Raw genomic sequence first — 12,461 nt, forward strand, 5'->3', positions numbered from 1 at the left:
ACCATGTAAAACGAAAAAAGGCTGTGAAACAGTTCACAGCCCTATAGCCCCCCCGTTAATTAGCTAAAACTTAATCAACTTGCTTGATACCCGCTAATTTTCTGGCGTGCCATTTCTTTTTCTCTACATCCATACCACGCAGAATTTGTATACGCTGAGCTTGTGGTGAACCTGCTCCATGCATGGATTCTGTTAAGTAACCCACTGCGTTTCGGCCCAGGGTCATATTTTCAATCAGACGCAAAATTTTCACTCGATCCTGAGTCGGAATGTCTTCACGCCCTTTGAAGTATTTCTCGAGGATCGAACCGGTTTCCGAGGATTCAAAATCCTGCTGAGAGGGCAAAGTCACCATCAATCCACCCGCGAGATCCTGTGCCAAGCGCGAAATCTCGTATGGAAAGCGAGTCACGTTGTGTTTACAGACGTTGGCCAGCATCGAGTCATTAATCCAAGCGCCGGATGACAGTGGTTTCGATTCATGAGCTGACGCAATACTGGACGAATAGATTGTTTCGTTTAGGTGAGTCATCTCCACCAGCTTGTCACGGATATGGGACACATGCTCCAGGCCGTTATACTCCGCTATGGTCGCTGCGGCCCCCACCATCACATCCCCCAAGCCGGTTTTGCAGACGTAGCTTGCACGGTGATAAGCGGTAAACCTTTCCACCATCGGAGCTGCGAATTCATATTCCCCATCCATGAAAACATGTTCCCAGGGAATGAACACATCGTCAAAAATAACCAAAACTTCCTGACCCGCGTATTGCGCATTACCTTTATCAACATCGCCCGCTTCCATAGCCCGCGTATCACAGGATTGGCGCCCGTAAATATAGGTCAACCCCTCGGCCTGTAAAGGAACGACACCAATCACCGCAAAATCCTTGTCTCCTTCACTTAAACGCATAGTAGGTAACACCATCATCCAATGAGAGTTCAGTCCGCCTGTCATATGCGCTTTTGCACCACTCACAAACAAACCGGCCTGGTTACGGCGGGTCACACGCATAAACAGATCCTGATCTGCCTGTTCGTGGGGCGATTTACTGCGATCGCCTTTTGGATCGGTCATACCGGCTGCGATAATTTGGTTGTGCTTTTGTAATTTTGTCAGAAACGTCAAAAAACGCGGATGGTAATCCGTGCCATGCGCTCGATCAATATCGTAGGTAATCGAATGCATCACGCTGATGGAATCAAGTCCGGCACAACGTTGAAAGCAGGTTCCGGTGATCTGGCCAAGCTTTCTCTGCATTCTGTTTTTCATCACCAGGTCTTGACTGCTGTGGGGGATATGCAGGAACCGGTTCACCGGATCGCCACTCAAATGGCTCCTCGCAGTCGCTAGTTCGGGCTCCTCCGACGCCAGATCGTAGGTCGCTTTCAATGCATTAATGGACGGCCACACCATGGGGTGATCAACCGGCTCCTCCACTAGCTCGCCAAACAAATACACTTTTAGATGACGGTCACGCAAACTGTCTACGTAATCATCACCGCTTACAATGGGTTGGAAAGTTGCCCAGATTTCATCGCTGGTGGGTTGTGCTCGAAGCGTCTTATGCGCCATATCATTCATTTGTGTTGCCCTCTTTAACTAAGACCTGCCCTCAGATAATCAATACCAGCCACTCATCCGGATATGCGAGGTATATACGCATGACCAGAAGTGACTAGCCAGTCACAAATAATACCACCCACAGATAAAAATGTCCCACAACGGGCTGTGCGGCAGGGTTACGCGAAATCCAAGTCAAACTGCAGAGCAGTGGGCGGTCCAATTTCGGACACATGCGGGCAGGAGGGTTCGGGTTAGGAGGGTTCGGGTTAAACTGAAATTAGGTCGCTGCGAGCGCACGCGGCAACATCAGCGACATGGGGTGTGCGTGCCCCCGCAGCATGCAGCGACGGGGGGGGGCAGCTTGAATCAGGTTCTAACCGGGCGTTTAACTGGCTTCCTGAGCAGTGGAACGGGTTGATTCCAGCGTGCTGCGATATTTCTCTGCTAAACGAATAAATTTTGGTGTTAGTCCCGCATCTTCATAGATCGGGTCGCCGTATTCATCCTGCGCAACCTGACGCCCCGCTTCGTAAGGGAACGCCTGGCTTAACTCAGCCAGTGCGTAACACAGCAAATCCGTCAGGATCTGATCTTCTGTGCAGTCGGGGTACATTTCTTTTAACGCGAGAATTTGAGCGGCTTCTCGCAACGGTAGGTGGATTGAGTATGTCTGGGGTGTACGCTCACCTTTGCTGTTCGTTTCCCAATGTGCAACCAATTCTTGAATTCGCATTTCGCTCTCCCGAATCGCTATATGGATTCTTCTACTGCGGTGACATGTACCGATTTACGACCATGAATTCAGATTTTCACTCAAATTAGTTTAGCCTCAATCCCGCAACACTTTTAGGTATTTTTCACATTTAATGGTAAACAATTCTTATATGCCATAAATTTGTGCACTCCGGAATATACCTCACCAAAATGGGCTGGCTATGTTAATTACTTGTGAAAAGAAAGGTCCAGTTACGATCATTACACTAAACCGCAACGACGTACGCAACGCGGTGAACGGACCGACTGCCGCCGAACTCAGCGCCGCCTTTCGTGCCTTCGATGCAGATAATTCCGCACAGGTGGCGGTTCTCTACGGCGGTGATAATTTTTGCGCCGGAGCCGACCTCAAGGCATTTGCAGACGCCAAAAATGCCAATCAATTGTCTGCTCAAGGCGATGCGCCGATGGGGCCCAGCCGTATGCTGTTATCCAAACCGGTGATTGCCGCGATCGAAGGCTATGCAGTTGCAGGCGGACTGGAGCTGGCATTGTGGTGCGATTTAAGAGTGGCTGCCAAAGACGCGACATTCGGGGTATTCTGTCGGCGTTTCGGTGTTCCCCTGATTGACGGAGGCACGATACGTCTGCCCCGCCTTATCGGTATGAGTCGAGCGATGGACCTGATTCTGACCGGCAGAGCAGTGCAAGCGCCGGAAGCCTTCGATATCGGCCTGATAAACCGAATATGTGATCCTGGAAACAGCTTGGAGATCGCGGAACAGTTAGCACGCGAAATCAGCTTGTTTCCGGCGTTGTGCATGCGCAGCGACCGCATGAGCGCCTATGAACAGTGGGACTTAGATCGGGAAGCTGCATTCGCAAATGAATTCAAACGCGGGCTGTCGGTCATAGAAAGCGGTGAAACCCTGGCTGGAGCCAACCGATTTAAGAGCGGACTTGGACACCACGGGCAATTTGAAAAAGAGTAGTACACAATATGTATCAATTAAAAATAGCCACCGACCCAGCGTGGGTGGATGTGGTATTGAACGATTTTGACCGATTTTTGCTGGACCATGCCTCTTGTGAGAAAAAAGCCTCGAGCATGGCGATGACTCTGGTATCTCACTATCCGGATCGTACGGAACTGGTCACTGCCATGACCGAACTGGCGATCGAAGAACTGAATCACTTCAAAGAAGTAGTGCGCTACATTTTATCCCGTAATCTGCGCTTGGCTGCGGATCAGAAAGACCCCTATGTGGCCGAATTTTTCCGGCATACCCGAAAAGGAAGGGAGCCTTATTTCCTGGATCGCTTGATTGTCGCCAGCATAGTAGAGGCACGCGGCCACGAACGCTTCGGATTAATCGCCGAAGCGCTTGCGGAAGGCCCGCTAAAACAGTTTTATAAAGCCATCACCACCTCCGAAGGACGGCACCTGGATCTATTCCATAAGCTGGCGTATACCTATTTCCCACAAGCCGAAGTAACAACTCGGACAGAGGAACTACTCACTATAGAAGCGGATATTATTTCGAGGTTACCCCATCGCGCAGCTTTACATTAGGTATCGGTTACGTGTCCCAGAGTAACAAGGTGATTGAAAAATACCTACGCCACTACGCCGAACCTAATACCGATCTAAGTCAAATTTTGCCTTTGCAGAAAAGCAGGGTTTACCGGCAAGCCGTGGTAATACCGGCCTTCAATGAGTCCGGTGCATTCATCACCCGGTTGCAGGGGTTGCGCTCGAATCAGCTTACGCTATTTATTATTGTATTGAACGGATCGGAGGACCGAACCGAAGAGGATCTCCGGAACACCCTAATGCCGTTACGGCACCTGCAATCCACACAAAAGTCCACGCTGCCACTGCAAGCCAACAACAAGGCCGGCCTGCCGCTGTATTTTTTTCAGCAACCGACGCATGATTTTTTAGTGCTTGATCTGATAAGCCGGCAACCCGGTAGCCAGTCTCATTACGGCGTGGGGTACGCGCGCAAATTCGGAATGGATTGCTGTTTGTGGCTATACCACCAACGACGGCTGTTCAGCCCCTTTGTACGCAACACCGATGCAGATGTAAGCTGGCCTGCTGACTACCTGACGTCTATTCCGGAGCCGATTCTGAGCAGCGATAAAGCGAGTGCACTGCTGTATCCGTTCCAGCATACAGCAGTGCAAGCGGATGACACTGATGCATGCGAAGCTGCCGCCTTGTATGACTGCTGGTTACGATATTACGTTGCCGGTTTACGATGGGCACAATCTCCCTGGGCCTTTCACACCGTGGGCAGTACCCTTGTAATTCATCTGCAACACTACGCAATACAACGGGGATTCCCAAAACGACAAGCAGGTGAAGATTTTTATCTACTGAACAAGTTAGCTAAAAGTGGCGACATCATACAATTAACAAAGCCGGTGCTCGGATTGAGCAACCGCAGCTCGGCCAGGACTCCATTCGGAACCGGTAAATCCATTAGCATTATTAAATCGGATTCCCAAGCGTCCTGGCGATTTTATCATCCGGATATTTTTAAACAATTGCGCTATTGGCAGCAGCGACTTGCCACGCTATACAGCCCTACCACCGCAAACAACAAGGTGGGCGAAACACTACCAGAGCTGCCGCCCTTCCCACAGGAATTCACACCCATCCATAGCGCGTTAACAGCACTGAAGATCGACAAGCTGCTGTTGCACGGCCGCACCCACAGCGGGAATCAGGCGGCTTTTCTGCGCCACATGAATATTGGCTTCGATGCTTCAACCACCCGAAAATGTGTGCATTGGTTACGGGATCACTACTTCCCCTCTTTAACGTTTTCCTACCTGTGTGAACAAATCAATGCAGGAACAATCCCGTTCATTCCCGCCCCACCCTCCCGGATAAGCTCGGCCACTGAACTGAGCATCTACATGCGCCAACTGGAGTCCAACACTGCTGTGCCCTGAACCAGCTCGAAGCAGCGCTACGCGAACGAGCGACAGGCTGATAACATACGACTTCTATTTGCAGAAGAGGTTTACATCAGATGGCGTTAACCACCGCGTTAATCACCGGCGCCTCCAGCGGAATCGGCTACGAAATCAGTAAATTGCTGGCAGAACAAGGCCACGACCTTGTGTTGGTAGCCCGTCGTGAAGAGCACCTGAACCAGTTCGCTGCCTCATTGAGAAAAGATTTTGCAATTGAGGTGCGGGTAATCGCAATTGATATTACTCAACTGGAGAAAATCGACAGGTTATATGACACGCTGCGGAAGGAAAATATTCCGGTGGACATTCTGGTTAATAATGCCGGCCTGGGTGTGTGGGGTGCATTTACTGCGAACGACACCGACGCTGAAATCAATCAGATTCAACTTAACATTACCGCACTGACCTACCTCACTAAGCTGTTTGCCACCGACATGGTCAAACGCGGGCTGGGTAAAATCCTCAATATCGCGTCCGTTGCGGGATTCATGCCGTCGCCCTATATGGCGGTCTACAATGCTTCGAAAGCGTATGTGGTATCGTTCAGTGAAGCACTCAGGGTGGAGCTAAAGGGCACCGGCGTCAGCGTCACCGTGAGTTGTCCCGGCCCTACTGCTTCGGAATTCCATCAGACTGCCGGAACCGACAACCTCAAACTCCTTAAATTGTTACCGGCCATGAGTTGCGAACAAGTGGCAAGAGTTTCTGTGGCCGGCATGCATAAGCGTAAAGCACTGGTTGTACCAGGCGTCATCAACCGGGTTATGACACTACTACCACGCATCGCTCCACGCTGGTTGGTGGCATTTACTTTGAAATTGATTTTTAAACCACCCAAGCGTTAAAGCTAAAACAACTGGATCACATAACGGTTGCGGCCGCCTTTTTTCGCTAGATACAGAGCCTGATCGGCTCGCTCAATCGCTGCATCTACGGTTTCTGACGAATTCACCGTGGAAATGCCCAAAGAGACTGTTACCGACGGGAGCGATTGTGCGTGATCGGGAGCAATCTGGCAGCGTTCGACGGCGCTCCGTAAACGCTCCGCAACAACTTCTGCCTGCTTCACCGGTGTGAACGGCAAAAACACAATAAACTCTTCGCCACCAAACCGAGCCACGCTATCGCTCGGACGTAAACTTTGCCGAATCGTACGTGCAACCATCTGCAACACCAGGTCACCGGATTGATGCCCGTAATGATCGTTGTACAACTTGAAACGGTCCACATCGACCATCAGCACAGCCAGCGGCATAATATCTGACAAGCTACGGTCATCCAGAGATGCGATGTATTCCTGCAACCAGCGCCGATTATTTAGTCCGGTTAGTGCATCGCTATTCGCAGCATGCTGCTGCTCTTTTTCTTTACAACGGGTAATCGTCATGAGGTCGTTGCCGGAGCGTAACCGGTCGGACAGAAAGCGCAGTAGATTTCGGCACAGGCTATGGGAAGAGTCGATCATTTGCCAGAGGATGTGGCTATCTAAAACGAGAATTTCGCTGGGTTCGATCACCGAGACATAAGCCGAAGGTTTACGTCCATCGAATACCGACATTTCACCAAGACATTCTCCGGGCCCCAGCTCAAGTAAAGGTGCCGAATCCAGACTCTCGAGGCTGATCGAAACCCGTCCCGATAGCAATAAATACATACTGTCGTTACCCAGTTCGGGCCTTAGCAAAACAGCTCCGGAATCCAGGCATTCCTTTCGGCAGCGATTCAGTAACGGACGGATGCAATTGAAATCCACTGCGTTAAATATCTTAAATTGCCGTAACTGCGCATCATCAACCGATTCGCCAGTCCGGATGTCGGAAGTAAGCACCATATTGACTACTTTCATAATAGAGTGCCTTTTACAGCACTTTCACTCAATGAGCCCTACAGCCCTATTGCGACGAGCGCTCATTTTTCGGTTGCCTGTCCGTTTATAGTTGCCGCCAAACGCCTCGAACGCAACCTGCAATGATTAAAAATAGAACAAGCCTCTCAGTATAAATGGAATTGTGTCCCGACTTTGAATAGAAGTTTATTTTAACAACAAACGATCCAGCTCCTGCGTTAACTGTATTAGTTTCACCGGTTTGCCTACCACACCGCTCATACCGGCATCGTAAATACGCTTGCGGTCTCCATCCAGCACACTTGCGGTCATTGCCAGTATTGGCGTCGCCCGGTTCAGGCCTTTGCCGCACAAAATCTTTTTGCTTGCCGCCAGGCCGTCCAGCACCGGCATTTCTATGTCCATAATAATCAGGTCATAGATCTGATTATTGGCGGCTTCAATAGCAGCCGCACCGTCGTTAACGATATCGGTCTCGATACCCAATTTACTCAGTATTTTGCACGCGACACGTTGATTAATCACGTTATCCTCCGCCAGCAATACTTTCTTTTGGTAGTTCTTGCTTGCCAGTAACTCTTCATTACGAGGTTCGTCGACAGGATCAGTCGCCTTGAGCGGTAGCGTAATAATAAAAGAAGCGCCTTTGTCCTGCTCACTTTCCACTTCCAGGTAGCCATCCATCAAATCCACCAGGTCTTTACAAATGGTCAATCCCAGACCGGTGCCACCATAATTCCGGCTCGTCGTAATATCCGCCTGCTCGAAAGACTCGAAAATTTTGTCAATACGGTCTTTCGGAATACCGATCCCGGTGTCGTGTACTTCGATTACGATGTTATAACGTTGCTCATCTATCTGATCGTATCCGACTTCAATGTCCACATGCCCTTCGCCGGTGAATTTGATCGCGTTGGTGAGTAAATTCATGATGATTTGACGGATACGCCCGGCATCACCCAATAAAAATTCCGGTGTACCGTCTTCAATTTTGATGTTGACTTCAACGTGCTTTTCGAGGGCATAAACCCGATTAATTTCGCTGGTTTCTTTTAACAGCCGATGCAAACTAAACGGCGCTTTCAATAGCTGCAAATAGCCGGCTTCTATTTTGGAAAGATCCAAAATATCATTAATGATATTCAACAGGGAATTGGATGAACTTCCGATTAACCCCACCAGCTCCTCTTGCTCAGTATCCAGTGCAGTATCATGAAGCAGCTGGGCGCTGGCGATGATCCCGTTCATAGGGGTGCGTATCTCATGGCTCATGCTGGCCAGAAAAACCGATTTGGCTCTGGACGCCACCTCTGCGGATTCTTTCGCGTGTAACAGGTCGCGATTTAGATTTTCCAGCTTTTTCGCCAGCTTGGCCTGTTCCTGCAGCTTGGCCCGGAAGCCCGCATCCAATTCGGCAGAATCCTCTTGCTCTGACCATCGCTGCTCAATAATTTCACTGAAAGTTTGTTCCGCACGATCCCGGTACAGCACGCCTAAATAGTTTTCCAGTGTATCAAGATAACGGTTCAGATCGGCGAACGAATCCACCAGCACCTGACCATCGTCAAGTCGCTGCAGACCGGATTCCACCAGCATGAAATCAATAACTTCATCACTGCAGGACTCTGCCAGTATTACTACGTGGCTACTCACCAATTTCGACCAAATAGACATATAATCTCGTTTAACTTACCCGCTTTAACGCTACAGGCCAGTTAAAAACCTAACCACAAGCGTAACAACAATATCCCGAGTACAATCAGACAATATCGCCTGTCTTCTCTGTTAAAGTGTAGACACTAATTTTGACTTTGAACTTAGATAAGGAAACCGGATTGACTACACCCGAAATACCCATCGAACCTGCCGCTACCATCATTCTGGTCAAAGATGACATTGGTGGGCCTAAGGTATTGATGCAGCAACGAAATCCGGAGGCAGTCTTTGTCGGCGGTGCCTGGGTGTTCCCGGGTGGCAAACTCGATAAGGAAGACTACGATCGACACTGGGAAACCCTGTGCCCGGTCAATACCGCAAAAGCGGATCGCCTGCTCCAGGTCGAACGCCAAGCCTATGCATTCTGGGTAGGTGCGATTCGGGAGCTGGTGGAAGAAGCGGGTATTCTGTTGGCAACGGATAGCGAAAAGTTCACAGGGCCGGAGCAGGCACTTGCTGCCCAAACCTTTCTGGCGGCACGCCCCGATCAGTTCCTGCAGTATTGTCAGGCTAATGAACTCACTCTCGACTCCCGCAAACTAAAGTATTTAAGTCGCTGGATTACTCCGGTAGGCAATCCTAAGCGCTATGACACCCGTTTTTTTCTCGCGCCCTGGCCCGAAGGACAAGAACCAAAGCAAGATGGTATCGAAGCAATCAATACCTGCTGGGTTTCCCCGGAAGACGCTTTGGCGCATCATAAGAAAGGAGAGTGGGTATTGGTGTTGCCCACGGTGATGACTTTACAGCAATTATGCGGATTTACGGATCGTGCGACACTGCTGAAAAACAATGGCCAATCGCTTTAAACCAAGCATTACAATCCCGGGAAGCAAAGGGGTAAGGAAAATAGATGTCGAGTATTATTCACGGTGAAGCCACGGTTCTGTCCCAGAGAGTTCGTAGAATTACAGCGCCCAATCCCGGCATGATGACCGGACCGGGCACGAACACGTATCTGGTGGGTAACCAGGAACTTGCTGTAATAGACCCCGGCCCCGCCATTGAGTCCCATGTCGACGCCATTATTGCGGCGGCGTCAGCGCTGCAAGCACCGGTACGCTGGATCCTATGCACTCATACTCACATGGATCACTCCCCGGCCGCCAATCAGCTGCGGGAGGCCACAGGTGGACGGGTCATCGGCATGCGTGCCGCTAACCTCAACGCACAGGATCCGGCCTTCGCACCTGATCAGATCTGGGGTGACGGGGATTTCATCGAGACCGAAGAATATCGACTGCAAGCGATTCATACTCCGGGACACGCTTCTAACCATTTATGCTTCTATCTTGAGCAGGAATCCCTGCTGTTCACCGGTGATCATATTATGCAAGGGTCAACGGTGGTGATCATGCCACCGGATGGTGATATGCAAGCCTATCTGCGTTCGTTACGCAAGCTGAAGAAGATAACGCTAGCTCAATTGGCTCCCGCTCACGGTTCATTGATAGAGCACCCCGAAGCGATTATTGAAGGTTTAATCCAACACAGACTCATGCGCGAGAAAAAGGTAATCAGCAGTCTTCAAGCGAATCCGGACCTCGATCTTGAGCACCTGACACCACTGGTATACGACGATGTACCCCCCTATTTACACGGAATAGCCCGATTTTCATTACTGGCTCACCTGCAAAAGCTTGAGAAAGAATCGCTCGCCAGTGAACATCAAGGCGTGTGGGTATGGAACTGATAGAGCCCTTTTGCCTCGCGACCGCTAACGCTTCCTGCCTTTCTTAGGGCCTGGTCCCTTGCTACCTCCCTTACCTTTTTTGGTTTTTGGCCAACTGTTCCAACCCATCGCGGTTTGAAATTGCTTGCGCACCTCTTTGGCGGCTTTTTCCTTACGCTCAGGGGCGAGCCTTTCCCGCGCGGAGTCAAAATCCACTACATTTTCATCGGACACAATCGGAACCTCACACTCATATCAATCAACGCAATATTAACCTGGATTATAGACAACCAGTCCACCGATTCGCTCCCGCGAAGCCACTACCAATCTCATTTGTACAACCTTCATGAACAGAATGGCAACTGAAATTGAAAACAATATAAGGTAACATCCAGCCCTATTCGTTAGTGAAGCAGTTCGTCAGCCGAGGGCAACGACGATCATTACGGGTTTCGGGAAAAGGATGCCTAGTGCGTCCATTAAGTAAGGTGTTCAATGTCAGATAAACCAAAATCAACGCTTAAACGGGTCAAAACCGGTGCTTTTGAACGGCGTTTTAGCATGGCCAGGGCCGGGTTTGTTGCTGGCACTCGATTGGCAGCGCAATCAGCCGGCAATATGTTTAGCGCTAAAGATCAACGAGCCGGAAAGCAAAAGCAAATCCTGTCTAAACAAGCCCATTATCTGGCAGATGAAATCGGTAAGCTCAAAGGCAGCATTGTAAAGATCGGTCAGATGATGGCACTGTACGGAGAGCATTTCCTGCCGGTAGAAGTGACTGAGGCATTGCACACACTGGAAGATGACACTGCTGCGCTGGAGTGGGCAACGATCCATAAGGAATTAGTACAAGAGCTGGGCGACGACAGGCTGGCCTTGCTGAATATTGAAGAAACGCCTTTAGGTGCAGCATCAATAGGACAGGTACACAAAGCCACCATCATAAGTAGTGGCGAACAAATCTGCCTGAAAGTGCAATATCCCGGCGTTGCAGAAGCGGTGGACAGCGATCTGAGTGCCGTAGAAACGTTGCTGAGGGTGATGAAATTAGTCCCCATTACCGAGGAATTCAAAGCCTGGTTTCAGGAAATCCGTGAAATGATGCACCGCGAGGTGGACTATGATCATGAGCGCGAAAAAACCAAGCTGTTCCGGGAGCGCCTGAAAGGTGACAACCGCTTTGTCGTTCCAAAAGTGTATGACCAGTTCTGTAGTAAACGGGTCGTCGCTACCGCCTATGAGCCCGGTCTCAACATTGACGCGGCCGACACCAAAGCACTATCGCAACAGCGTCGCAATCAAATTTGCAGCGCCGCGCTGGATCTATGCTGGAAGGAAGTCTTCGAATGGGGCGAAATGCAAACCGACCCTAACTTTGGTAACTACTTCGTTCAACTCGGAAACGGGATCGATGAAATCGATAAAATCGTTCTGTTGGATTTCGGTGCCGTGCGCGAGTTCTCTGACCATACCTTGATCCCCGGCAGAAAAATCGTCGCCGCTGCCTATCTGCACGACGACAAGATGCTGCTCGAAGCCATGGATCAATTAAACCTGTTTCGCCCCAATACACCAGACGACGCCCGCCGAGGGCTATTAAAACTCTGCTATATGGCGATCGAGCCGTTTGCCGATGCGGAGCGCTTTCCACCCCCCTCCTATTTACTCAATGATAAAAACGAATACATTTGGGGAGACAGCAACCTGCCGGCACGCCTCAGTATGCAGGCAGGATTATCGGCAGCCGGTTCCAACCGCCATTTTACAATGCCACCGCGGGAACTCATGTTCCTGGTTCGGAAAATCATGGGCGCTTACACTTTTATGTCTGTATTGAAAGCGGAAATTCGCGGATCGGATATACTGGCACCCTATGTAGCGGAACCCGCCCTTAGCGAATAAGCTTCTGGCATAAACCGCAACACGCCAGGCTGCCAGCCACCCCTTATCGTGGTGGC

At 50.2% G+C, this 12,461-nt stretch carries 12 protein-coding genes; 7 read left to right on the top strand and 5 right to left on the bottom strand.

What is annotated here, in order from left to right:
- Window positions 1–70: 70 nt before the first annotated feature.
- Together FT643_RS02390 and FT643_RS02395 are read right to left on the bottom strand one after the other, a co-directional pair.
- Window positions 71–1,585 carry a 4-hydroxyphenylacetate 3-hydroxylase family protein gene (locus FT643_RS02390; RefSeq protein ID WP_156869072.1) on the bottom strand — a complete coding sequence of 505 codons (1,515 nt, stop codon included), beginning with the start codon at window positions 1,583–1,585 and terminating at the stop codon, window positions 71–73.
- Window positions 1,586–1,952: 367 nt separating this feature from the next.
- Window positions 1,953–2,300, bottom strand: a complete 348-nt coding sequence (locus tag FT643_RS02395) for a hypothetical protein (RefSeq protein ID WP_156869073.1) — start codon at window positions 2,298–2,300, stop codon at window positions 1,953–1,955.
- 202 nt (window positions 2,301–2,502) lie between these two features.
- Here FT643_RS02395 and FT643_RS02400 point away from each other — a divergent pair, with 202 nt between their 5' ends.
- The 4 genes from FT643_RS02400 to FT643_RS02415 all read left to right on the top strand — a co-directional run bounded on the left by FT643_RS02400 (window position 2,503) and on the right by FT643_RS02415 (window position 6,114).
- Complete coding sequence (locus FT643_RS02400) at window positions 2,503–3,273, top strand: crotonase/enoyl-CoA hydratase family protein (protein WP_156869074.1); 771 nt, start codon at window positions 2,503–2,505, stop codon at window positions 3,271–3,273.
- A gap of 8 nt (window positions 3,274–3,281) precedes the next feature.
- Window positions 3,282–3,854 (top strand): MiaE family protein, encoded by a 573-nt coding sequence (miaE, locus tag FT643_RS02405; protein WP_156869075.1) that lies wholly within the window; start codon window positions 3,282–3,284, stop codon window positions 3,852–3,854.
- A gap of 11 nt (window positions 3,855–3,865) precedes the next feature.
- Entirely contained in the window at window positions 3,866–5,245 is a 1,380-nt protein-coding gene (locus tag FT643_RS02410) for a hypothetical protein (protein WP_156869076.1), read from the top strand.
- An 80-nt stretch (window positions 5,246–5,325) separates the two neighbouring features.
- Window positions 5,326–6,114 carry an SDR family NAD(P)-dependent oxidoreductase gene (locus FT643_RS02415; RefSeq protein WP_156869077.1) on the top strand — a complete coding sequence of 263 codons (789 nt, stop codon included), beginning with the start codon at window positions 5,326–5,328 and terminating at the stop codon, window positions 6,112–6,114.
- A 2-nt stretch (window positions 6,115–6,116) separates the two neighbouring features.
- On the opposite strand, the gene FT643_RS02420 is transcribed toward FT643_RS02415, so the two are convergent.
- On the bottom strand, window positions 6,117–7,115 hold the full coding sequence (locus FT643_RS02420; RefSeq protein WP_156869078.1) for a GGDEF domain-containing protein: 999 nt from the start codon (window positions 7,113–7,115) through the stop codon (window positions 6,117–6,119).
- A 186-nt stretch (window positions 7,116–7,301) separates the two neighbouring features.
- Window positions 7,302–8,789: an ATP-binding protein gene (locus tag FT643_RS02425; protein WP_156869079.1), complete on the bottom strand. Its 1,488-nt coding sequence runs from the start codon at window positions 8,787–8,789 to the stop codon at window positions 7,302–7,304.
- Between the two features lie 161 nt (window positions 8,790–8,950).
- Here FT643_RS02425 and FT643_RS02430 point away from each other — a divergent pair, with 161 nt between their 5' ends.
- A complete protein-coding gene (locus tag FT643_RS02430) occupies window positions 8,951–9,640 on the top strand; it encodes an NUDIX hydrolase (protein ID WP_198043254.1) in 690 nt (229 codons plus the stop codon).
- 44 nt (window positions 9,641–9,684) lie between these two features.
- On the top strand, window positions 9,685–10,524 hold the full coding sequence (locus FT643_RS02435) for an MBL fold metallo-hydrolase (RefSeq protein WP_156869081.1): 840 nt from the start codon (window positions 9,685–9,687) through the stop codon (window positions 10,522–10,524).
- A 24-nt stretch (window positions 10,525–10,548) separates the two neighbouring features.
- On the opposite strand, the gene FT643_RS02440 is transcribed toward FT643_RS02435, so the two are convergent.
- Complete coding sequence (locus FT643_RS02440) at window positions 10,549–10,737, bottom strand: hypothetical protein (RefSeq protein WP_156869082.1); 189 nt, start codon at window positions 10,735–10,737, stop codon at window positions 10,549–10,551.
- A 261-nt stretch (window positions 10,738–10,998) separates the two neighbouring features.
- Between FT643_RS02440 and FT643_RS02445 the strand changes: the two genes are divergently transcribed.
- Window positions 10,999–12,405, top strand: coding sequence for an ABC1 kinase family protein (locus FT643_RS02445; protein WP_156869083.1), 1,407 nt, complete (start codon window positions 10,999–11,001; stop codon window positions 12,403–12,405).
- Window positions 12,406–12,461: the final 56 nt, after the last annotated feature.

Source organism: Ketobacter sp. MCCC 1A13808, from assembly GCF_009746715.1.
In the GTDB taxonomy this organism is placed as follows: Bacteria; Pseudomonadota; Gammaproteobacteria; order Pseudomonadales; family Ketobacteraceae; genus Ketobacter.